The organism is Rhodococcus sp. DMU1 (assembly GCF_012272955.1).
GTDB lineage: Bacteria > Actinomycetota > Actinomycetes > Mycobacteriales > Mycobacteriaceae > Rhodococcus > Rhodococcus aetherivorans.
This window is the reverse complement of record NZ_CP050952.1, coordinates 444,773-465,341: the sequence shown is the minus strand read 5'-3', so window position 1 is coordinate 465,341 and position 20,569 is coordinate 444,773. Positions and strand designations below refer to the sequence as shown.

At 70.0% G+C, this 20,569-nt stretch carries 23 protein-coding genes, 1 tRNA gene and 1 other RNA gene; 13 read left to right on the top strand and 12 right to left on the bottom strand.

Features of this window, described 5'->3' with window-relative positions; all coding sequences use genetic code 11:
- Window positions 1-599 precede the first annotated feature (599 nt).
- Entirely contained in the window at window positions 600-1,175 is a 576-nt protein-coding gene (locus tag HFP48_RS02105; protein ID WP_029547108.1) for an HhH-GPD-type base excision DNA repair protein, read from the bottom strand.
- 240 nt (window positions 1,176-1,415) lie between these two features.
- On the opposite strand from HFP48_RS02105, the gene HFP48_RS02100 reads away from it, so the two are divergent.
- A complete protein-coding gene (locus HFP48_RS02100) occupies window positions 1,416-2,594 on the top strand; it encodes a carboxymuconolactone decarboxylase family protein (RefSeq protein WP_168578945.1) in 1,179 nt (392 codons plus the stop codon).
- 24 nt (window positions 2,595-2,618) lie between these two features.
- Here HFP48_RS02100 and HFP48_RS02095 read toward each other — a convergent pair whose 3' ends face one another.
- From HFP48_RS02095 to HFP48_RS02080, 4 genes are all read right to left on the bottom strand, one after another.
- Window positions 2,619-2,771, bottom strand: coding sequence for a hypothetical protein (locus HFP48_RS02095; protein WP_157127598.1), 153 nt, complete (start codon window positions 2,769-2,771; stop codon window positions 2,619-2,621).
- A gap of 60 nt (window positions 2,772-2,831) precedes the next feature.
- Window positions 2,832-3,521: a hypothetical protein gene (locus tag HFP48_RS02090; RefSeq protein WP_006943098.1), complete on the bottom strand. Its 690-nt coding sequence runs from the start codon at window positions 3,519-3,521 to the stop codon at window positions 2,832-2,834.
- A gap of 112 nt (window positions 3,522-3,633) precedes the next feature.
- Window positions 3,634-5,250, bottom strand: a complete 1,617-nt coding sequence (locus HFP48_RS02085) for an MFS transporter (RefSeq protein ID WP_168578944.1) — start codon at window positions 5,248-5,250, stop codon at window positions 3,634-3,636.
- Window positions 5,251-5,670: 420 nt separating this feature from the next.
- Window positions 5,671-6,162, bottom strand: a complete 492-nt coding sequence (locus tag HFP48_RS02080; protein WP_029547105.1) for a DUF2231 domain-containing protein — start codon at window positions 6,160-6,162, stop codon at window positions 5,671-5,673.
- A gap of 81 nt (window positions 6,163-6,243) precedes the next feature.
- Between HFP48_RS02080 and HFP48_RS02075 the strand changes: the two genes are divergently transcribed.
- Entirely contained in the window at window positions 6,244-6,636 is a 393-nt protein-coding gene (locus HFP48_RS02075) for a BlaI/MecI/CopY family transcriptional regulator (protein ID WP_029547104.1), read from the top strand.
- Window positions 6,637-6,638: 2 nt separating this feature from the next.
- Window positions 6,639-7,517, top strand: a complete 879-nt coding sequence (locus tag HFP48_RS02070; RefSeq protein WP_081637038.1) for a M48 family metalloprotease — start codon at window positions 6,639-6,641, stop codon at window positions 7,515-7,517.
- A gap of 45 nt (window positions 7,518-7,562) precedes the next feature.
- Here the strand turns inward: HFP48_RS02070 and HFP48_RS02065 are convergent, their stop codons facing one another.
- On the bottom strand, window positions 7,563-8,018 hold the full coding sequence (locus HFP48_RS02065) for a DUF6098 family protein (protein ID WP_050034412.1): 456 nt from the start codon (window positions 8,016-8,018) through the stop codon (window positions 7,563-7,565).
- Between the two features lie 408 nt (window positions 8,019-8,426).
- Here HFP48_RS02065 and HFP48_RS02060 point away from each other — a divergent pair, with 408 nt between their 5' ends.
- Entirely contained in the window at window positions 8,427-8,585 is a 159-nt protein-coding gene (locus HFP48_RS02060; protein ID WP_006943091.1) for a hypothetical protein, read from the top strand.
- A gap of 191 nt (window positions 8,586-8,776) precedes the next feature.
- Here HFP48_RS02060 and HFP48_RS02055 read toward each other — a convergent pair whose 3' ends face one another.
- On the bottom strand, window positions 8,777-10,066 hold the full coding sequence (locus HFP48_RS02055) for an aminotransferase class I/II-fold pyridoxal phosphate-dependent enzyme (protein WP_050034411.1): 1,290 nt from the start codon (window positions 10,064-10,066) through the stop codon (window positions 8,777-8,779).
- Window positions 10,067-10,115: 49 nt separating this feature from the next.
- An RNA gene (gene ffs, locus HFP48_RS02050) (signal recognition particle sRNA small type) lies at window positions 10,116-10,210 on the bottom strand.
- Between the two features lie 117 nt (window positions 10,211-10,327).
- Here ffs and HFP48_RS02045 point away from each other — a divergent pair.
- Both HFP48_RS02045 and HFP48_RS02040 read left to right on the top strand, forming a co-directional pair.
- Window positions 10,328-10,415 (top strand) — tRNA-Ser (locus tag HFP48_RS02045).
- 89 nt (window positions 10,416-10,504) lie between these two features.
- On the top strand, window positions 10,505-10,771 hold the full coding sequence (locus HFP48_RS02040; RefSeq protein ID WP_168578943.1) for a DUF1905 domain-containing protein: 267 nt from the start codon (window positions 10,505-10,507) through the stop codon (window positions 10,769-10,771).
- Between the two features lie 13 nt (window positions 10,772-10,784).
- Here the strand turns inward: HFP48_RS02040 and HFP48_RS02035 are convergent, their stop codons facing one another.
- A complete protein-coding gene (locus HFP48_RS02035; protein ID WP_168578942.1) occupies window positions 10,785-11,771 on the bottom strand; it encodes a DUF1524 domain-containing protein in 987 nt (328 codons plus the stop codon).
- 134 nt (window positions 11,772-11,905) lie between these two features.
- Here HFP48_RS02035 and HFP48_RS02030 point away from each other — a divergent pair, with 134 nt between their 5' ends.
- The 4 genes from HFP48_RS02030 (at window position 11,906) to HFP48_RS02015 (ending at window position 15,601) form a co-directional block, all read left to right on the top strand.
- Window positions 11,906-12,556 (top strand): YoaK family protein, encoded by a 651-nt coding sequence (locus tag HFP48_RS02030; protein ID WP_029547091.1) that lies wholly within the window; start codon window positions 11,906-11,908, stop codon window positions 12,554-12,556.
- Window positions 12,557-12,616: 60 nt separating this feature from the next.
- Window positions 12,617-13,429 carry a helix-turn-helix domain-containing protein gene (locus HFP48_RS02025; RefSeq protein ID WP_185113670.1) on the top strand — a complete coding sequence of 271 codons (813 nt, stop codon included), beginning with the start codon at window positions 12,617-12,619 and terminating at the stop codon, window positions 13,427-13,429.
- Entirely contained in the window at window positions 13,426-13,983 is a 558-nt protein-coding gene (locus HFP48_RS02020; RefSeq protein WP_006943075.1) for a TIGR03086 family metal-binding protein, read from the top strand. Before HFP48_RS02025 ends, HFP48_RS02020 begins: the two co-directional genes overlap by 4 nt.
- Before the next feature lie 85 nt (window positions 13,984-14,068).
- Window positions 14,069-15,601: a metallophosphoesterase gene (locus HFP48_RS02015; RefSeq protein WP_168578941.1), complete on the top strand. Its 1,533-nt coding sequence runs from the start codon at window positions 14,069-14,071 to the stop codon at window positions 15,599-15,601.
- A gap of 7 nt (window positions 15,602-15,608) precedes the next feature.
- Here HFP48_RS02015 and HFP48_RS02010 read toward each other — a convergent pair whose 3' ends face one another.
- Window positions 15,609-16,310 carry an LLM class flavin-dependent oxidoreductase gene (locus tag HFP48_RS02010; protein WP_050034407.1) on the bottom strand — a complete coding sequence of 234 codons (702 nt, stop codon included), beginning with the start codon at window positions 16,308-16,310 and terminating at the stop codon, window positions 15,609-15,611.
- 124 nt (window positions 16,311-16,434) lie between these two features.
- Between HFP48_RS02010 and HFP48_RS02005 the strand changes: the two genes are divergently transcribed.
- From HFP48_RS02005 to HFP48_RS01995, 3 genes are all read left to right on the top strand, one after another.
- Entirely contained in the window at window positions 16,435-16,842 is a 408-nt protein-coding gene (locus HFP48_RS02005; protein WP_006943069.1) for a hypothetical protein, read from the top strand.
- Window positions 16,843-16,955: 113 nt separating this feature from the next.
- Window positions 16,956-17,609: a superoxide dismutase family protein gene (locus HFP48_RS02000; protein WP_006943067.1), complete on the top strand. Its 654-nt coding sequence runs from the start codon at window positions 16,956-16,958 to the stop codon at window positions 17,607-17,609.
- 138 nt (window positions 17,610-17,747) lie between these two features.
- On the top strand, window positions 17,748-18,332 hold the full coding sequence (locus tag HFP48_RS01995; protein WP_006943066.1) for a TetR/AcrR family transcriptional regulator: 585 nt from the start codon (window positions 17,748-17,750) through the stop codon (window positions 18,330-18,332).
- A gap of 89 nt (window positions 18,333-18,421) precedes the next feature.
- Here the strand turns inward: HFP48_RS01995 and HFP48_RS01990 are convergent, their stop codons facing one another.
- Both HFP48_RS01990 and HFP48_RS01985 read right to left on the bottom strand, forming a co-directional pair.
- Window positions 18,422-19,159, bottom strand: a complete 738-nt coding sequence (locus tag HFP48_RS01990) for a 3-hydroxybutyrate dehydrogenase (RefSeq protein ID WP_102799326.1) — start codon at window positions 19,157-19,159, stop codon at window positions 18,422-18,424.
- On the bottom strand, window positions 19,156-20,541 hold the full coding sequence (locus HFP48_RS01985; protein WP_006943064.1) for an MFS transporter: 1,386 nt from the start codon (window positions 20,539-20,541) through the stop codon (window positions 19,156-19,158). The genes HFP48_RS01990 and HFP48_RS01985 overlap by 4 nt, the downstream gene beginning before the upstream one ends.
- Between the last annotated feature and the right edge of the window lie 28 nt (window positions 20,542-20,569).

Below are 20,569 nucleotides of genomic sequence, written 5' to 3'. Positions count from 1 at the left end.
TCAGCCCGTTGCGGACACCCGGTGCAGCTCCGGCAGTCATCCGCTTCGACCGACGCCCTCCAAGTGCACCAGGTTCTCGCCGAGGCCTTCGGTGAGCATCTCGGCGGCGGCGGTGACCTGGGCGACGGTGACCTCGAGATGCCGGCAGCCGGCGAGGACCTGCTCGAGCCCGCTCTGCTCGTCGGCGGTCAGGCCATCGGAGCGCAGCCTCGAAAGACACGATCCGCCGGACCTTCGGCGCCGACCTTCCGAGCGGGGCGGCTCCGACCTTACGCCGTGGCCGTAGGTAGTCGCGGACGGTGGCGCAGCTCCGGCGATACTCCAATGTCCGACGTTCCTCGGAGACAGCAGAAGTGGAGACTTATCCGTAGTTGAGCCCACGCACGGAGACATCCGGCGAACTCGTCCCGCAGGCTGGGACGGCCGGCACGGCGATGACGAAGCGGAATCCACGGAGACAATCGGATCTTCCGGTAACCGGCGCCGGTGCGACGAACCCGCCATTACCAATCGGCCACTCACATTCGTCGTTGCCGCGACATGGTGGGTGTCCATGTGGGTGCCGCTCCCCATAGACGCCGATCGCGCTCTAGCGCGGCTCACTTCTTCTTCGCGGCCGCCTTCGACGCCTTCTTGAACTCCCGGACCTCCTGCAGGGTCTGCGCGTCGACGACGTCGGCGATGGACCGCCGCGACCCGTCCTCGCCGTACTCCCCCGCGGCCTCCCGCCAGCCCTCCGGCCGCACCCCGATCTGCTTGCCCAGCAGAGCCAGGAAGATCCGGGCCTTCTGGTCGCCGTAGCCGGGCAGGGCCTTCAGGCGCTTCAGCACCTCCTTGCCGTCGGGGTCGCCGCTCGTCCACAGGGCCGCCGCGTCGCCGTCGTAGCGGTCCGTGACCTCGGCGCACAGTGCCTGGATCCGCTTGGCCATCGATCCGGGAAACCGGTGCACGGCCGGCGGCCGGGCGCAGATCGCGGCGAACTCGTCCGGATCGGCGTCGGCAATGCGGTGCACGTCCAGACCACCGAGGCGGTCGGCGAGCTTCTTCGGTCCCGCGAACGCGGTCTCCATCGGAACCTGCTGATCGAGGAGCATCCCGATGAGCAGGGCGAGCGGATCGGCGGCGAGCAACGCATCGGCGTCGGCATCGCCCACGAGGTTCAACGTCGGTGCCATGGCCACGATCATGGCATCCGCGGCGGGCATGGGCCGAGGAGGCACTCCGCTCCGGTCGGTCATGTGAGTCAGGCCGCAGCCCGGGGCGGAGGGCGTGTTCGGCGGCGTAACGCCGGGCCGACGAACTCCTCGACCTTCGCCGGCGTGCGCGGACCTGGTACCGCGGTCGGTGTCGGCGGTACGATTCGCCTCGTGACGTCCTCGCCTGGGACAATCGCTCAGGCGCTGCACGGATCGTCCGTGGACATGGTGACCCTGCAACGCCGATACGGTGCGCAGTTTGCAATGGTCCGGAAGGTTCTCGGCGTAGCGCCGAATGCCGCCGCGTATTTGGAGATCTGGCCGATCGGGATGCGCACGTACAACGTGCTCGTACCCAACTTCCTCAACCTGCCCTTCCTGCTGTTCGGTTTCGGACCCCCCAAGGCGACGGTCGGCCTCGCCATGTACACGGCCAGCCGCGCAGCGGGGTGCGCATACTGTGCATCACACTGCTGCGCGTTCGCGCTCCGGCGTGGGGCCGACGAGGGTGATCTTGTGCGGATCGTGGGCCGGGGGCCGGCGTCGGGTGGCTACAGCAGTGCCGAGCGGTCCGCGCTCGACGTCGCGGAGGGACTCGGACGCGTTCCCGGGTCGCTGACCCCGGCGCAGCGGGATGCGCTGCGCGATTCCTTTTCTCCGGCGGACGCGGAGTGGTTGGTGCTCGCAGTCGCGGTGATGGGCTTCTTGAACAAATTCAATGACACTGTGGGCATTCCGCTCGAAGAGAGCATGCTGGCCCTCGCCGACGAGGTGATCGGTCCGACGGGCTGGACGGCCGGAAAACACCTGCCGATACCGGCAGCCACCGTAACGCCGACCAAGCCGCAACCGGACAGGTTTGTGGACCTGCTCGGCTTGTTGCCGGTCTTGCCGTCGGTGATCCGCGCCGACAAGCACTGGACGTCCGGTGTGCCACACAGTTGGCCGGCAGTCGGGATTCATCTCCGCCAGCGGACGGGCCACGACTTCCCGATCCTGGCGCACCTGTCACACGGCCGGGCGATTCGCGCACTCGCCGCCGTCCTCGGTGCCAACACCGACCCGAAGCAGAGCCGGCTCGGGTTGCGCGCGAAGCACCTGGCCGGTCTCGTGTACGCGAACGCAGTCGAAGACGAGGCGCTCGCGAAATCGGCGCGCAATCTGGCCGAATATGCCGGCGCAACCACTTCACAGCTCGCCGGGAGCCGCGCCGGGCTCGACGTGCACACCGACACGGCCCTCGCCTACGCCGAGGCCGCATCGAGCAGCCCCGCGCAGATCACCCCGGAGGTCGTCGCCGCTGCCACGAAGAAACTTGCGCCGCCGGAGATTATCGAACTGACGGTGTGGATTTCCGTGATGCAGCTCCTGCACCGGCTGCACGCCTTCTACGAGTGAGTTCTTCCACTTCCGCGCCGCGGCTCAACGCATGCTCTCGTGTTCGGCGTCGAGGTAGTCGAGCATCGGGGTCGGGGCGGGCAGCGTGCGGCGGCAGCCGGTGAGCCCGGCGACCGGCGGCCCGCCCGCCGCGAGGTGCGTGCCGTCGCGCAACGGCCACCGCCGACGTCGTGCCACACGTTCCTCTACCTTGCTCGCCGGCGGTGAAACGGACGCGTTCGGATGCCGGCGACGACGTCACCCGCCCAGAGCGGACGCGACGAGGAATCCGAGGGCGGTGGATATTCCCACCCACCAGCCACCTTCCCGGTATGCCTCCGGCATCAGGGAATCGGCGAGGACCGCGATCGTCGCGCCACCGGCGAAGGCCTGGATGAGCGAGATCCCCGCGGGGGGCAGCGAGTCGGCATACGCCGTCGCGACGACCACCACGACCACCAGCAGCGCCGCCGTGATGCCCCAGATGAGCACGGCCTTCCGCCGGTCGAAGTTCGAGCGCATCGACGCGGCACCGGCGACCGCCTCGGGCACGTTACCGACGGCGATGGCGACCAGCAGTACCAACCCGCCGGCACCGGCACCGCCGAGCGTCACCCCGAGGGCGGCGTTCTCCGGGATCCCGTCGAGCAACGCCCCGAGCATCAGCGCCCACCCCAATGCAGCGGCGCCGAGCCGGCGCTCGATCAACCGGTCGGCGACGACGTACACCACGGCACCGAGCAGCAGCGCGCCGCCTGCGGACCACAGGCCCTGGTCCGCGAAGGCGGGCGCGAACAATTCGGTGGACACCGCGGAGACCATGGCTCCGGCACCGAACGCCATCAGGGCCGCAAGCAGCGGACGGGGCAGGTCGTACCGGAGCCCCATCAGGGCACCGGCGAACAGCGGCACCGCGGTACCCAGGCCGTACCAGAAAGCTGTCAGCACCGTGCCACTCTACGGCAGAACGTGGCGCCCGCCCGGCCGGCGCCGGGTGGGCGCGTCCGACACGAAAACCGTTGAACACCAACGGTTACGTACCATCTCGCCGGAAACCCGACTACGGCGCGTATTCTGCCCCATCAGGCCCTTCGCCGGGGCTCTTCGGTGTGGGTTCCGGTATGCGCATCATGCGGAACGAGTTGAACACCCCGATGAGACCGGCGAGGAGGGGAATGAGCAGTGCCACCTGTAGGGCGAGCGGTCGCGCGTCGGTGTTGATACGGATGATCTCGTCTTGAAACTCCGGGGGTTCGCCGGCGAGCAGCTGTTCGAGCTGCGTGTTGCTCATGACTTCGGCGTCGTCCTCGAGGACCTGCGCCACCTGCTGCTGCTCTGTCTGCGGGAGCACGGTGCTCGATTCCGCCATTGCGGTGAAGGTGAGGGACAGCGTTGCCAGCATGATGGCGCCGGCGAACGCCAGCCCGAACGACAACCCGAACGATCCTGCCGCAGAATTGACGCGCGCGGCTTCGCTGATCCGCTCCTCCTCGATCGGGGCGAGTGTGTAGTTGTTGAGTTGAGAGACCAACAACCCCAATCCCGATCCGGCAATCACCAGGGGGATCACGAGGCCCCAGCCGAACTCCGCCCGCGGCACGATCGGGATCAGCGCCACGATCCCGATCGTGAGGAGAACGAATCCCCACCGGATGATGCCGCTCGGGCGGCGATCACTCGCCTTCTTCCCTGCGAGCAACGCCACTGCGAACATGCTGAGCGACAGCGGTGCGAGGGACAGGCCCGCCTGCAGCGCGTTGTACTCGAGCACCATCTGCAGGTAGATCGGCAGCGCGATCATCGTGCCGCCGAGCGCAATCTGCTGGAGCATCTGCCCGGAGATCCCCAGCTTGAAGATCTTGGAGCGGAACAAATCCGGGTCCAGCAGCGCCGGCTCGCCTCGACGTTTGCGCCGCACGAGCCAGTAGGCCAGCACAGCCAGCGCAATCGCACCGACCACCAGGAGCGCACCAACGGCTTCGCCGCCCTCCTGCCACACCAGGATTCCCAGCACGATCCCGCCCATGCCCAGAACGGAAAGTACCGCACCAATCAGGTCAACGCCCCGAGGTCCGGTGTACGGCACATCGTGGACGAGCCTGATACCGGACAGCACGACCCCGATGATGACGACCTCGAGCACAAACCCGACGCGCCACGACAGGTAGGTGGTGATGAAGCCTCCCAGCAGCGGTCCGACGGCAGCGGCAATCGCAGCCGCCGCCCCGACCAGCGCGTAGACCTTCTTCTGCGCCTCCCCCTCGAAATTGCCGTGGATGAGAGACTGCATGGCGGGCAACAGGAGTGACGCGCCGATCCCACCGAGTACGGCCCAGAAGACGACGATCACGGTCAGGCTCTGCGCGAACGCCATCGCCGACGCACCGACTGCGTAACCGAGCAGGCCGAGCACGTACGCACGCTTGCGTCCGATGAGATCACCGACCTTGCCACCGATCAGGATGAATGCCGCAGAAACCAACGCCTCGAGCGCGATCGCAGCCTGCACGCCGCTGACCGTCGTGCCGAGGTCGCGAACCACCGATGAGATCGAGACGTTCATCAGCGATGTGTCGACGACGAGCACGAACATCGCCATCGCCAGCAGTAGGGCGAGCAGGCGCTGCGGGCCCGCTGCCTTCTCGGAGGGATCGCTGGCCGTTGGTCTCTCGATCACCGGAGACCCATCGTCCCGGCAGTGGTGACGTTCCCCCGGCCGTCCGTTTCGGCACGGGAGTGTGTCGACCGGCCGATCGCTCGCCCGCGGATACCCGCGGCATCAGCCCGGGTGGGCGATCGGCCGCGGGCAGCCTCTGACATCACGGCCACCTCCTGGGTGCACGCCCGCCCATCTTCAGCTCCTCGGCCCGGCACGGGAGGGGATGGCCGGGAGCACGACGTCAATCCCGTGACACGAGTGTCTCACGTGCGAGGCGACCTATCCAGAGCGCACGAGCCGGCCACGCGACGGCGGTCTCCGGGGAAACACGCCCCATGGGCTCGCGCGGTTCCATCGGATCGATCTCCGCCGAGGCGCGTTCGGTGTCGTAAGCGGGCCGCGGCCGGTGCGGGGCGCACGCGGGTGGCGCCGGACAGGTCACGGCGACTCCCCCGCGGCGACGCCCACCCGGTCCTGCCAGGTGGCCTGCGCGCCGGAGTCGCCCACCCGATACACCTGAACCGTCGCGCCGACCCCGACGAGGACCGCGACGAGGGCGGTGACCACGGTCAGGAGCCGCACTCGTGCGGCCGGCATCGACCCACGCGAATCCAGCACGTGCAGGGCCCCGACCAGCATCGCCGCGGCGAACAGCCCAGCGGCGACGAACGGCATGGTGTCACCGAGCTCGGTATGGGTGTGCAGCAGTGCGGTGCTGTCGACCTGATGCTCCAGCGACTCACCGGCCTCGGCGGTCAGCGGGGTCAGGACGAGCAGTGCGGTGGCCAGCGCCGCAGTGGGCCACACGAGCCGCACACGGGCGGCGGGCCAGAGGGCCGAAAGGACGACTCCGACCGCCACGAGCGGCACCAACACTACGATGGCGTGCACGAACAGTATGTGCGCCGGGAGTCCGTTGATCTGGGACATGCTGCTCCTCGGGAGAGGGATGACCGGACATCTACTACTTTCTCGATAGTAGTAAGCCGTCCTGAGAGGAGCCTGAAACCGATGGCGCGGCGCCTACGCGGCACCCTGGAGCAGGAGATCGTCGACGTCCTTGCCGGCGCGGAAGAGCCGCTCACCGTGGCAAGGGTGAACGAGTTGCTGCCAGGAGCACTCGCCCACACCACCGTGATGACGACGCTGGCCCGCATGCACGGCAAGGGAATTCTGGACCGGACGCCATCCGGTCGTGGTTACGCGTATCGGCTCGCGGCACCGATCGAGACGCTCCCGGCTGCGCAGGCCGCCCGGGACATGCATCGGCTTCTCGACAAGTACGGCCGCCGCGCGGACGTGCTGGCCCGGTTCGTCGCGGAATTGACACCCGACGACGAGCGGATGCTGCTGAGGCTGCTCGGGCGCGAGGACGGCGAGCCGGACGAAGGGAGAGAGCCGTGATAATGCCTGCTGTCCTCGCTCCACTCGCGGTGGGAGCAGCGCTCGGTATCGGAGCCGAGCGCATCGCGGTACAGGCCCGGCCGGCGACAACGGTCCGGCTCCTACCTGTTCTCTCCGCTCTGTGCGCCCTGACATTGCTCTCGTCGGCGACTGCCGTGGCCCTCACGCTCATCCACCACCGGCCCGGCACGACATCCGTCGCAGTCGCGGCGATCCTCCTCACCGCCGCTCTGTGTGCCACAGCCGGAGGCCTGCGGCACCTCTGGCACGTCCGGCAGAACCTTTGCGCAGCAACTCGATTCTGCCGAAGCCTCCCCCGGACGGAGGGCTACCTCCTCGCCCGGAGCCCGGTCGCCGACGCCTACTCCGTCCCCGGGCGAGGGGGCGGGATCGTCGTGACGACCGCCATGAAGTCGGCTCTCACCGAGGACGAACTGACCGTATTGCTCGCACACGAGCACGCCCACCTGCGGCACCATCATTCCCGGTGGATCCAGATCGCCGAGACGGCGGCCGCACTCCACCCGCTGCTGCGGCCGGTTCCCGACGTCGTTCGCCGGGCCGCGGAGCGGTGGGCCGACGAGGAAGCCGCCGCCGGTGGCCGTCGCGCGGCCGCCCAGGCCGTCGCCGCCGCAGCCGTCGCGAGAAGCCGCTCCCTCGAGGCTCATTCGTCGACCACGCTCTCGGTGGCGGGCGGTGACGTCGTCGAACGCGTGCACGCGCTGGTCGATCCGCCTCGGCTTCCGTGGGCTCGCACGGTCGCCGCGACGCTGATCGTGGCGATCGCGCTGGTGTCGTTCTCGGCTCTGCGGACAACGGACATCGTCCAGGACGTGCTTCTTCCGGAACACGAGACGCCCCACCTCGTCCTGCAGCGGTGAAGCCGGACGGACGACGCCGGCCGCCCGCCTCACCGCCTTGTGGACTCACCGCCCTGGGGATTCCGCCTGCACGTCGAACCGCTCGTGATACCGCTGCTCCGCCTCCCGTAGCACCCTGGGACTGAGCCGCGCGTGCGGCTGGATGTCGATCACCAACGGTTCCTGGTCGGGTCCGCGGCCGACCATCGTTCCCTTGAGCAGCCAGAGGAAGCATCCGTCGGGCGCATCCCGCGTGGCGTACCGGTGGACCCGCCGTGCCACCCAGTCCTCGACGGGCCGACGCCACCACGGCTCCGGCGCGACCGGCAGGACCGACCAACCAGGCAGCGTGACATTGCCTTCGACATCCCGCGTGGGGCCGTCCGCGGCGTCCGCGGCCGGTCCCGGTGAACAGCGCAGATAGATGAGCGGATCCCCCGCGACGAGAGCGGCGAGCTGATCGAGGCTCGCGATGACCTGCATGTCGTCGGGATCCGGATACATCTCCTCACGTGGCGCCATCGAGGTCCTCGGTTCGTCAGGTGACCGCAGGGTTCGTCTGCGAGGAGCCGGCGATCTGCGCGAGAAGTTCGTGCCGGCACGTCGCGCGTTCCGAGTCCTGCGACATAGCGATGGTGACTCCCTCCGTCGACGGTCCTTCACGGACGCCGTCCGGATACCCGGTACCCGGCGCGCTACTCCCGGTCCGCGGTCGACAGGGGCTCCCCCGACCAGTGCGCCTGGGGTGGGATCCGGTGACGCGAACGCCGACTCGAGCGCCTCGGCGATCCTTCGGTACCCGATCTCCGGTTGGGATGGTCTCTGTGATCGAGCAGCGGTGGGATCCGCGCCACCGGCGGAACCCTTGAAGGGTGCGGGCGGGCACAGAACGCAGGCCGGACGCACCATGTGCGCGCGTATCGTTCGCCTATGGCACTGCACGGTGACGAATCCGAGTACACCCGCGTTCTCGAGGACGTTCAGGCCCTCGTCGCACACGCGATCGGTGCCGGGAACTCGGCCGACAGCGTCCGGGAGTTCTGGCACGAGCAGATCGACCGCTACGTCGAGGACGCGGCCACCGGCTGAATGTCACACGCGTTCGATGTGACCGAAGCGATGTGACATTCGGCCCAGGACGACCGGGCCGTGACGGCGAGAATTGCCCGCGGCCCGACCGAGCCGAGTTGTCCACCGCTTGTCCACAGAGTTGTCCACAGGTGGGGGAAACACCCGTAGGCCCCGGTCGCCGCGTGACGACCGGGGCCTACGGGGAGGAGCTACTTGCCCAGGGCCTTCTCGGTCGCCGCGAGCAGCACGCACGTCGCGACGCCGTCCATGGCGGTGGCGAGTTCGTTCAGCGACGGGAAGCTCGGGGCGAGCCGGATGTTCTTGTCCTCGGGGTCGTTCTTGTACGGGAACGCCGACCCGGCCGCGGTCAGCGCGATCCCCGCGTTCTTCGCGAGGGAGATGACCCGCTTGGCGGTGCCCTCCACCACGTCGAGGCTGATGAAGTAGCCGCCCTTCGGCTCGGTCCAGGACGCCACCTTCGACGGCCCGAGCCGGTCCTCGAGGATCTTCAGCACGAGCGCGAACTTCGGTGCGAGGAGCTCGCGGTGCTTGGCCATGTGGGCCCGCACCCCGTCGGCATCACCGAAGAAGCGCAGGTGACGCAGCTGGTTGACCTTGTCCGGGCCGATGGTCTTGATACCCAGGAACTTCTCGTACCACGCCAGGTTCTCGGCCGAGCTGCCGAAGAAGCTGACGCCGGCGCCGGCAAAGGTGATCTTGGATGTCGAGGCGAGGACGAACACGCGGTTCGGGTGCCCGGCCTCGGCCGCCATGCCCAGGATGTCCAGGGCGGGGGCGGCCTCCTCGACCAGGGGATGCACGGCGTACGCGTTGTCCCAGAAGATCCGGAAGTCCGGCGCGGCGGTCGGCATCGACGCCAGTTCGCGGGCGGCGCGCTCGGAGTACACGGCGCCGGTCGGGTTCGAGTAGGTGGGCACCGCCCACATGCCCTTGATCTGCGGGTCCGAGCCGACGAGCGCGGCGATCTTCGCCAGGTCCGGCCCGTCGTCGTGCATGGGCACCGGGATCATCTCGATCCCGTACGACTCGGTGATCGCGAAGTGCCGGTCGTAGCCGGGCGCGGGGCACAGGAACCTGACGACGGGTTCCTGGGACCACGGGCGCGGTGAATCCACCGTGCCGTGCAGCAACGACGCCACGACCAGGTCGTGCATGATCTCGAGGCTGGCATTGTTGCCGGCGATCAGGTTCTCGGTGGGGATGCCCAGGAGCTCCCCGAAGATGTCGCGCAGCTCGGGCAGTCCGCGCAGGCCGCCGTAGTTACGGCAGTCCGTGCCGGACGCGTCGCGGTAGTCGTCGACCCCGGGCAGCGACAGCAACTCCGCGGAGAGATCCAGCTGCTCGGGGGACGGCTTGCCGCGAGTCAGGTCCAGCGTCAGCTTCTCGGCTTCGAGTCGCGCGTAGTTGTGGGACTGGCGCTCGTGCTCTGCGACGAGTTCCTCATGGCTCATCAACCCAATCTGGGTTTGGGTAGGCATGCGGAAGGACCTTTCACCGCGCCCAACGGCACGGGCATCGGCATCGGAAGCTAGGGGACCCCGCGCACCCGGCAGAGCCCGTTGACCCTTGCTGCCTTCCGGCCCTGGGGGAGTTCACAGGATGCGCGCCGCGCGGGATCCATCGGCCAGTGTAGACAAACATCGCCCCGAACCGTGAATCGGCACCGCCACACCCCGCCGAAACCCGCGGCGACCTCCCCGTTTGGCAACCACCAGGTCATATTCGGTATGCTTCCCCACGGAGGATTCGCCTAGTGGCCTATGGCGCTCGCCTGGAACGCGGGTTGGGTTAACGCCCTCAGGGGTTCAAATCCCCTATCCTCCGCCACGGGGAAGCCCCTGTGATCCGCAGCTTCGCGGATCACAGGGGCTTTTTCGCTTCCCTGTCGTGTCGGCCCCACCCTCTAGCCTCGCGGCATGCGCTTCTCCGGCATCGTCGAGGTCTTTCCCGGCCCGGGCGGCTGGCACTACGTCGACGTGCCGGCCCGGATCGTCGAGGCCGTGACGAGCGTCGCCGTACGCGGACTGATCCCGGTACGCGCCCGCATGGGCGGCACCGAGTGGGACACGTCCCTGCAGCCGCGGGGCGACGGCCGGCATATCCTCGCGTTGAAGAGGTCGGTGCGCGCCGCCGAGTCGGTCGAGGTGGGCGACACGGTGACGATCACGGTCGCGGAGCGCTGACGCGCCGGGCGGCTCACTCGCAGGCGACACCGTCCCGGTCGCCGTCCATCTCCTCGCTGTACCCGGGCTGACCTGCGTACAGCGGCGCGGCGCCGGCGGCCCGCGCCTCGGCGCAGTTGCGGTAGGTCGCGGCGGCGGCCGGCGGCGATGCCACCGACGGGGCCGGTTCCGGCGCCACGGTCGCGGCAGGCGCGGCGGGCACGGGCGCCGGGGCGGCGGCGCCGCACTCGGTGAGGACGCGGACCATCGCGTCGTGCTCGGCCTGGGTCACCCACAGCTGATAGAGGGCCTTGACCTCGATCTGCCGCGCGACGTACGTGCACCGGTAGGACCGGTTCGGCGGCAGCCAGGTCGCGGCGTCGCCGTCGCCCTTCTGCTGGTTGGCGTCGCCGTCGACGGCCTGCAGGTTGCGGGGATCGTTGGCGAAGTTCGCGCGGGTCTGCTGGTCGAGCTGCTGGGCACCCTTCTGCCACGCGTCGGACAGCGCGACGACATGGTCGATCTGCACGTCGGCGGAGGTGTCCTGGCCACGGCGGAACTCGATGGTCGTGCCGGTGTAGGCGTCGTGGAGGGTGCCGAAGAGGACCACGCAGTCCCGGGTGGCGGTCTTGTAGGTGATGTCGACGAGGTCGCGCCGCAGGATGTCGTTGCGGGTGTCGCAGCCGTTGCGGCCGCCGTCGACGTCGACGTCGTCGCTCCACGCCGGGCCGAAGAGTTCGCGGTCGTAACCGGTCTTGGGCGCTCGCCCCTTGACCGGCAGCGTCGCGAGCGTGGCCAGCGCCGACGAGGCGGATGCGTCCGCGGGAACGTGGGTCGGTGCGGGGGCCGGGGGCGGGGTGGTCGTCACCGTCGGGGTCGCGGCGACGGTGGGCGCGTGCGCCGGGGTGGCGGTGTCCGTTGCTGCGGCGCATCCGGTCAGCAGCAGGGCCGCCGCGGCGAGTCCGGCGCTCCATCCCCGCCTGCGGTGGTTCGGGGACTGGCGGGACGGTGAGGCGAACACGCTGGGTACTCCTGGGGGCGGGATGCGGTACGGCGGCACCCTCCGCGGGGGAACGAAAGGGCGTCTCCCGGACGTCGTACCGGACATCCCTTTCGTTACCAGAGGTAACAGCACAAGGTGATTACGATTTGTCCGTGGTCGGATACGGCAGACAACTCACGGCCCTCGCCATCGCGCTGTCCGGCCTCGCCGGATTCGTCGACGCGCTCGGCTTCATCACCCTCGGGGGCGTGTTCGTGTCGTTCATGAGCGGCAACTCCACGCGCATGAGCGTCGGCCTGGCCGACGGCGCCTGGGGCCAGGCGGCCCTCACCGCCGGCATCATCGGGCTCTTCCTCGTCGGTGTCGTCCTCGGCGGGGTGGTGGCGCAACTGTCCGACCGCAGCCGGCGCGCCCGCAAGACCGCCGTCCTCGCCGCGGTATCCGCGCTGCTGCTACTCGGTGCGCTCGCCCACACGGCGGGGTGGACGCCCGTCGCGGTGGTGGCGATGACCCTCGCCATGGGCGCGGAGAACTCGGTGTTCCAGCGCGACGGCGAGGTGAGCGTGGCCCTGACGTACATGACCGGGGCGCTCGTCAAGATCGGGCAGCGGCTCGCGGCCGCGCTGTTCGGCGGGCCCCGCTGGAGCTGGCTGCCGTACCTGGGCCTGTGGCTGGGCCTGGTGACCGGCGCCGTCGGCGGTGCCCTCGCGCATCGGGCGTTCGGACTGCACGCCCTGTGGGTCGCCACCGCGGTCGCCGTCGCACTCACCGTCGCGGTGCGGCACCTGCCGTACCGGCCGTGACGGAAGCCGGTTCCCCACGCAGGCAGCGATTGTCGGAGCCTGCGCCTACGCTCGTGGGCCATGAGGTGGTATGTGCCGAGCACTCCCAGCGCGGACCTCGCCGAGCACCTGGTGTGCGTGTGGTCGGCGGTCTCCGACGGGCAGAGTCACCTCCTCGTTCCGGACGGATGCGTCGACGTCCTGTGGATCGCCGGCGTCGGCATTCGCGTGTGCGGTCCGGAAACGTCCGCGTGGTCGTTCACCCTGCCGCCCGGCGTCGTCTCCGCCGGCGTGCGGTTCCGCCCCGGTCTCGCCTCGTTCGCCCTGCGCGCGTCGGCCGCGCAACTCCGCGATACCCGCGTCGGGTTGGACGACCTGATCGGCTCGGCCGGGGCCAGACCACTCGCCGACCGGCTCGACAACGCCCGGACCGCCCCCGAACGGCTCGAGGTGTTCCAATCCGCGGTGCGGCGCTGGCTCGCGCACGGCCTTGCCCCCGACCCGCTGATCGGGCACCTCCGGCAGGCACTGTCCGGGCACTCGTGGAGCGTCGGCACGCTCGCCGACACCGCCGCACTCACCGAGCGTCAGCTGCAGCGCCGCTGCAACGAGGCGTTCGGGTACGGCCCCGCCACGTTGCGATCGATCCTTCGCCTGCAACGGTTCATGGCCCTCGCCGACGCCGGTCCCGGGCGCGGACTGGCCGAACTCGCCGCGGTCGCCGGCTACAGCGACCAGTCGCACCTGAACCGTGAGGCCCGCAGAATCTCCACCCTGACGCCCACCGCCCTGCTCGCCGGCGAGGCACCACGGTGGCACGGCCCGGGCTCGGCACTCGATGTCCGAAGTATCCAATCCCTCGGCGACCTCGGGGCGGAAGAATCCGCGGCATGACCGAGACCCTCGCCCCCGCCCGTCACTACCGCGAACTCGCGGCGAAGTTCACCACACGCGTCGAGGCCGTGCCGGCCGACCGGTGGGACGCGCCGTCGCCCTGCGAGGGCTGGACCGCCCGCGACGTGCTGCGGCACGTCGTCGACACGCAGCGGCAGATCGTCACCGTCGTCGGCCTGGAACTGCCCGCCTGCCCCTCGCCGGACACCGACCCGGTCGGCGCGTGGGCCGCCACCCGCGACGGCATGCAGGCGATCCTCGACGATCCGCAGCGCGCCGGCCTCGAGTACGACGGCCACTTCGGCCGCACCACCCTCGCCGCGACCGTCGCGCGGTTCTACAACTTCGACCTCGTCGTGCACGGCTGGGACATCGCTCGTGCCGCCGGCCTGGACGACTCCGTCGACGACGAGGATCTCGACTTCGTGGAGGCGACGGCGCAGGCCCTGGGCGACTCGATCCGTATGGAGGGGGTCTGCGGGCCCGCCGTCGAGGTGCCCGCGGACGCCGACCGGCGGACCCGGGTGCTCGCGCACCTGGGCCGTCGCGCCTGATCGGCGGTAGCGCCGCGCCTGATCGGCGGTGGCGCCACGCCTGATCGGCGGTAGCGTTGCGCCTGATCGGCGGTAGCGTCGGGGCATGCGCGCCCCGGGCTCCTGGCTTCCGGTGTCGTTGCTGGCTGTGGCCGCCCTCCTGTCCGGCCCCGCCGGGGCGGCACCGTCGGTGCCCGCGCCCGTCACGTCCGTCGGCATCCCGGCGACGGGACTGACCACCGACGTCCCGGCGACGTCCGCGACGATGTACGCGGGCGTGACCGACTCGGCGGACCCACCGCTCCCGCGCGACGTCGCCGAGAGCGGCGCCCCGGTGTCCGTCGGCGACAGGTTCGACGAATATCCCTATGTCCGTTACGAACTCGAATTCCCCGCCGGAACCGAGGTGGTGACGCTCCGGTGGGAGGGCCGCAGCGTCAACCTCGACGACCTCGCCCTGCACGTGCGCACGGGCCGATCGTGGGGCGAGCCGCGCGCCGTGGCCCGGCCCGCGGCGCCCGGCGGACCGATCGTGCTCGAGGCCCGGATCACCGGCGTCGCCGGCCGCGTGGAGATCCTGGTGATCGATGGGCCCCGTCGCGACCGGGGTTTCCGCGACGCCAACGCCGTACCGGACCAGGCGTTCGCCGATCCGGCGGAGTACGACTTCGCTATCCAGCACCTCACCGACACCCAGTACCTCGCCCGCGACGACACCGCCGCCTTCCGGGCCATGACGACCTGGACGGCGCAGCAGGCCCGCGACCGGAAGATCGCGTACACCGTGCACACCGGGGACCTGATCCAGTCGTGGATCCGGCCGGGCGCCCCGGACGCCCGCGCCCGCGCGGAGTTCGAGGTCGCGTCGGAGGCGATGGGAATCCTCGAGGCGGCCGGGATGCCCTACGGGGTCCTGCCCGGCAACCACGACAACCTGTGGAACGTCGCGGGCCGGCTCGTGCCGGGCGAGCACGAACGCAACCACGCGCTGTACAACGAGTACTTCGGGCCACAGCGGTTCCGGGACCGGCCGCAGTGGGGCGCCTCGGTGACCGACACCGACAACTCGGCGCACTACGACCTGTTCGAGAGCGCCGGCGCCCGGTTCCTCGTCCTCTACATCGGCTACAACCCGGCGGAGCACGTGATGCGCTGGGCCGAGCAGGTGCTGGCCGCCCATCCGGACCGCAACACGATCGTCGCCGCGCACTACTACCTGGACGAGGACGGGCGCCTGCGGATGAGCGGATTCGGCGACATCGGCGGCAGTTCGGGCCAACAGATCTGGAACCGGCTCGTCGTGCCGCACGAGTCGGTGTTCATGGTGCTGTCCGGGCACGTGGACGGGCAGACGACCGTGACCGACCGCCCGATCCCCGGCAGCGACCGGCGCGTGGTCGAGATGCTCGCCGACTATCAGTACTTCCTGGTCGACGGTCGACGCGCGACGGCGTTCCAGCGGTTGCTGCAGTTCGATCTCGACGACGGCACGGTCGCCGTCACCACCCACTCCCCCGCGCTCGACAGCTTCCGGGTGGAGGACCACGACCCGCGGCGCCGCTACACGCCGGAGGACGGCGACTTCGTGGTGGACGTGCAACTGCGCGCCGGCGTGCCGCGTGCGGTACTCCCCGGCTGAGTCCGGATCACCTTGCCGCCGAGACGAGTTCGCGGACGCGCGGCGCGACCTCCTGCGCGAATCGCTCGATGTCGGGGCGGGCATCGGTGCCGAGCACGAAGCCGCTGATGCCGTGGCGCAGGGTCAGCTCCGCGAGCTGCTCCGCCCACACGGCGGGCGGCCCGGCGAGGAACCCGCCGTCCGCACCGCCGTCGAATCGGCCGCTGATGTTGTAGAGCCGGCGGATCTCGCGCGGGTCCCGGCCGGCGTCCACAGCCGCCTCGTCGACCCGCCTCGACATCTCGGCGAGCCGGTCCGGCGAAGCGGCGAACGCGCTGGGCAGCCACCCGTCGACGGCTTCGCCCGTGGTGCGGTGCGGTCCGCCGTTCGCGGCGATCGCGTCCCAGTAGGCGCCCGCGCCGAGGCCCAGCTCCACGCGTCCGCCGCTGAGGCGGTCGAGGGAGGCCGCGCTGCGCGCGAGGATCGCCGGGCCGCGCAGCGGCAGGTTCGCCACGTTCGGCGCCACGAGTACCCGCGTCGTCCGCGCGGCGACCCAGGTCAGCAGGGTCCAGGCGTCGAGGAAACGGGCCTGGTACGGGTGGTCCTGGAAGGTGACCAGGTCCAGGCCGGCGCGTTCGGAGGCGACCGCGAGGTCGACGACCGCGGCAGGGTTCTCGGCGGCCGGCGTGAGGAAGCTGCCGAAGAGGAGCTTCCGGCCGTACTCGGGCATGGCGTCCTCCCGGTGGTGAGCCGACCGCTTCATCGTGCTGCATCCGGACGGCCGTGGGAAGTTTGCCGCCACCGTCACGGGGAATGCGGGATAATCGGTCACATTCGATCCTCCGGAGGTTCCCGTGCGACTGAGCAACGTTCCGCTCCGGCTGGCCACCGGTGCTTTCATCCTCAATTCCGGGCTGGGCAAGCGCGATCTCCCGCCCGAGGCCGCCGCAGGGCTGCAGGACATGGCGAGCAAGGCGCTCCCCCGGCTCGGGAAGATGCGGCCGGAGACGTTCGGCCAGGCCCTGTCGACCGCCGAGATCGGCGTCGGCACCCTGCTGCTGGCGCCCGTCGTCTCCCCCGTCGTGGCCGGCGCCGCGCTGACCGCGTTCAGTTCGGGTCTGCTCGCGATGTACTGGCGGATGCCCGGCATGCACGAGGGCGGATCGTTCCGCCCGACCCAGCAGGGCACGCCGATCGCCAAGGACGTCTGGCTCCTCGGGGCGGGCCTGTCCCTGATCATCAGCGGGGTGAGCAGGACCTGACCGAGCGGGACCGCGGCGGTGCAGGTCCGGCAGGTGTGCCCCTGTCTCACCGTGCCACGGGTGAGCGCTCCGCCGGAGGTTCAACGCGGCGCACCAGGGGGTAACGCCGAATCATGAACACACGACGTACAACCTTGATCGCAGGCGTGTCCCTGACCGCACTCGTCGCCGCCGGATGCGGCGGCGACGACGCCTCGACGGACAACCAGGCCACCGTCGAGACGCCTCCCGCGTCTTCGGAAACGACGACCACCGGCATGCCCACCCCCCTGCCCGGCACGGATGGAGTGGCCTTCCAGCTGCCCGGGGAAGGTGGTGGCGACGACAACGCCTACACCTACGACGAAGCCGCCGTCCCGGTGGGGTCGACCGTGACCGTCGAATCCGAAGAGGAAGACGGCCGCACGACGGTCACGCTCAACGCAACCGGTCTTGCGCCCACCCGCGACTTCGGCGTGCACGTACACACGCAGCCGTGCGGGCCACAACCGTCGGATGCGGGGCCGCACTATCAGAACAACGTGGACCCCGCGGCCACCCCGCAATCTCCGTCGACGGATCCGGCCTACGCGAACCCCCGGAACGAGATCTGGCTCGACATCACCACCGACGGCGACGGCAACGCCCAGACGTCGACGACCGTCGACTGGGCGGTCCGCGACGGTGAGGCCGCATCCGTGGTACTCCACGCGCAGCGCACCAGGACCGGTCCCGGCGAGGCCGGCATGGCCGGTGATCGCCTGGCCTGCATCGACGAGAACTTCTGACGAACGCCGGCAGTCCTGGAACCGCCCGGCCGCACGCGGCACCGCAGGTGGTGCAGCGACGGTCGCCGACACCGCCCCGAGGTGCGGGGTCGATGCCCCATACCGACGTATGGAGATGCGCGCAGGTACGGTGCATCCATGCGCGCGCGCCCCTATGCCACCACCAGCCCCACGCGTCTCGCCGCGGCCCTGCTCGAGGTCGCGGCGCGGATCGGGCTCGACGGCGCCAGCGTGCGCGAGGTGGCCAGCCATGCAGGTGTATCGATCGGCGCCGTGCAGCACCACTTCCCTACCAAGGACGAGATGCTCGCCTACTCGTTCCGCGCGCTCGCCGAACGGGTGCTGACGCGGCTGAGCACCGTCGACCCCGACATCGATCCGGCGCGCACCCTGTTCGCGGCGCTGAGCCAGCTGCTGCCGCTCGACGACCAGCGCACCGCCGAGGCGCATGTGATGGCGGCATTCACCGTGCGGGCCGCGACGTCGCCGTCGTTGAGCACGATCCGGCACACGACGCTGTTCACGATGCGCACCGCGGTCTCCGCCGTCCTGATCCGGATGGGCACCGCGGAGCCCGAGACCCGGGCGGCGCTCCTGCTGGCCGCGGTCAACGGCCTGGCCCTCGACGCCGTCGCCAGCCCGGAGCTGTATCCGCCGGAGTACCTCACCCACGCGCTGCACACCCAGATCCAGCTGTCGCTCGACGGCGCCGACGCCCACTGATCGCCTTCGAAAATGCCTGTGGCCGAATGTCACACGCGTTCGATCTGATCGACGCGATGTGACATTCGGCCACACACACAGGGGGTGGGTCAGCGGGCGGTCCAGCCGCCGTCCATCGTGTAGGAGGCGCCGGTGACCATGCCGGCGTCGTCCGAGGCCAGCCACGCGACGAGGGAGGCCACCTCCCCGGGTTCGACGAGCCGCTTGATCGCCGGCTCGGTGAGCAGCACGTCGGCGAGCACTCGCTCCTCGTCGATGCCGTGCAGCCGGGCCTGGTCGCTGATCTGCTTCTCCACCAACGGCGTTCGCACATAGCCCGGGTTGACGCAGTTGCTGGTGACGCCGCGCGGACCGCCCTCGAGGGCCGTGACCTTCGACAGCCCCTCGAGGCCGTGCTTGGCGGTGACGTACGCGGACTTGAAGGCCGACGCCCGCAGGCCGTGCACCGACGACACGTTGACGATGCGCCCGAATGCCCGGTCGTACATGTGCGGCAGGGCCGCCTTCACGAGGAGGAAGGGCACCTCCACCATCAGGGTCTGGATCCGGCGGAAGTCGGTGAGGGCGAACTCCTCGATCGGGCGGACGACCTGGATGCCGGCGTTGTTGACGAGGATGTCGACCTCGAGCCGGAGCCCGTCGAGCTGGTCGGTGTCGAGCAGGTCCACCGCCCACGCCTGCCCGCCGATCTCGTGGGCGAGGCTCTTGGCGGCGACCTCGTCGACGTCGGCGACGGTGACCTGCACGCCGCGGGCGGCCAGTTCCCGGGCGCACGCCGCCCCGATGCCGCCGGCGCCGCCGGTGATCAGCGCGGTGCGGGCACTCATGCGGACACCGCCGTCTTCTCGGCGCCGACGGCGCGGGCATCCGCGGCATCGATGTCGCGCAGGCTGATGCCCTTGGTTTCGCGGGCGGCGACGACGGCGATGATCGTCACCACGGACGCCACGGCCAGGTAGATCGCGATGGGCACAGCGCTGCCGTAGCGGCTGAGCAGCGCGGTCGCGATGATCGGCGCGAGCGAGCCGGCGACGATGGAGGTCACCTGGTAGCCGAGCGAGACACCCGCGTAGCGCATGCGGGTCGGGAACATCTCGGCCATGATCGCGGGCTGGCCGGCGTACATGAAGGCGTGGAACACCAGGCCGATGACGATGGCGGACATGACGAGGGCATTGTGCCCGCTGTCCATCATCGGGAAGGCGAAGAAGCCCCACGTGCCGGCGGTGACGGCACCGACCATGTACACCGGGCGGCGGCCGAAGGTGTCGGACAGGCGCCCGACGACGGGGATGATCGCGAAGTGCACGGCGTGCGCGGCGAGCATCCACCACAGGATGGTGGAGGTGTTCGCACCGACGACCACCTTGAGATAGGTGATCGAGAACGTGACGACGAGGTAGTACATGACGTTCTCGGCGAAGCGCAGACCCATGGCGGTGAACACGCCGCGCGGGTATCGCTTGACGACCTCGACGACGCTGTACGAGCTGGACTTGATCTGCTCGGCCTCACGCTGGGCCTCGAGGAAGATCGGCGCGTCGGTGACCTTGGTGCGGATGTAGTAGCCGACCAGCACGATGACGGCCGACAGCCAGAACGCGATACGCCAGCCCCACGAGAGGAACGCCGCGTCGGACAGCGTGGTGGTCAGGATCAGCAGGACGACGGTGGCGACGAGATTGCCCATCGGCACGCCGGCCTGCGGCCACGACGCCCAGAAGCCGCGCGAACGGTTGGGGCTGTGCTCGGCGACGAGCAGCACCGCGCCGCCCCACTCACCGCCCACGGCGAAGCCCTGGACAAAACGCAGCGTGACGAGCAGCGCGGGCGCCCAGTAGCCGATGGCCCCGAAAGTGGGCAGACAGCCCATGAGGAAGGTGGCGACGCCGACGAGCACGAGGCTGGTCTGCAGCAGCTTCTTGCGGCCGAACTTGTCGCCGAAGTGGCCGAACACGACGCCGCCGAGGGGCCGCGCGACGAAGCCGACGGCGTAGGTGACGAACGCGGCGATGATGGCGTCGAGCTCGTTGCCGTTGTCGGGGAAGAAGACCTTGGAGAACACCAGGGTGGCGGCGGTGCCGTAGAGGAAGAACTCGTACCACTCGACGACGGTGCCGGCCATCGACGCGCCGACGACCTTGCGCAGGCCCGAGGCGGGGGTCTCGTCCGGTGTACGGCCGTCGGGCCGTGCCTGTTCGACGCTCATGGGTTCGTCCTCCTCGGTTCGACTGTGA

Coding starts and splice junctions, on each gene's coding strand:
- HFP48_RS02105 (WP_029547108.1), bottom strand. CDS start 1,175: ATGGCACCGACGTTGAACCTCGTGGGCGATGCCGACGCCGATGCGTTG.
- HFP48_RS02080 (WP_029547105.1), bottom strand. CDS start 6,162: ATGTCCCAGATCAACGGACTCCCGGCGCACATACTGTTCGTGCACGCC.
- HFP48_RS02075 (WP_029547104.1), top strand. CDS start 6,244: ATGGCGCGGCGCCTACGCGGCACCCTGGAGCAGGAGATCGTCGACGTC.
- HFP48_RS02070 (WP_081637038.1), top strand. CDS start 6,639: ATGCCTGCTGTCCTCGCTCCACTCGCGGTGGGAGCAGCGCTCGGTATC.
- HFP48_RS02065 (WP_050034412.1), bottom strand. CDS start 8,018: ATGGCGCCACGTGAGGAGATGTATCCGGATCCCGACGACATGCAGGTC.
- HFP48_RS02060 (WP_006943091.1), top strand. CDS start 8,427: ATGGCACTGCACGGTGACGAATCCGAGTACACCCGCGTTCTCGAGGAC.
- HFP48_RS02055 (WP_050034411.1), bottom strand. CDS start 10,066: ATGCCTACCCAAACCCAGATTGGGTTGATGAGCCATGAGGAACTCGTC.
- HFP48_RS02040 (WP_168578943.1), top strand. CDS start 10,505: ATGCGCTTCTCCGGCATCGTCGAGGTCTTTCCCGGCCCGGGCGGCTGG.
- HFP48_RS02025 (WP_185113670.1), top strand. CDS start 12,617: ATGAGGTGGTATGTGCCGAGCACTCCCAGCGCGGACCTCGCCGAGCAC.
- HFP48_RS02020 (WP_006943075.1), top strand. CDS start 13,426: ATGACCGAGACCCTCGCCCCCGCCCGTCACTACCGCGAACTCGCGGCG.
- HFP48_RS02015 (WP_168578941.1), top strand. CDS start 14,069: ATGCGCGCCCCGGGCTCCTGGCTTCCGGTGTCGTTGCTGGCTGTGGCC.
- HFP48_RS02010 (WP_050034407.1), bottom strand. CDS start 16,310: ATGCCCGAGTACGGCCGGAAGCTCCTCTTCGGCAGCTTCCTCACGCCG.
- HFP48_RS02000 (WP_006943067.1), top strand. CDS start 16,956: ATGAACACACGACGTACAACCTTGATCGCAGGCGTGTCCCTGACCGCA.
- HFP48_RS01995 (WP_006943066.1), top strand. CDS start 17,748: ATGCGCGCGCGCCCCTATGCCACCACCAGCCCCACGCGTCTCGCCGCG.
- HFP48_RS01990 (WP_102799326.1), bottom strand. CDS start 19,159: ATGAGTGCCCGCACCGCGCTGATCACCGGCGGCGCCGGCGGCATCGGG.
- HFP48_RS01985 (WP_006943064.1), bottom strand. CDS start 20,541: ATGAGCGTCGAACAGGCACGGCCCGACGGCCGTACACCGGACGAGACC.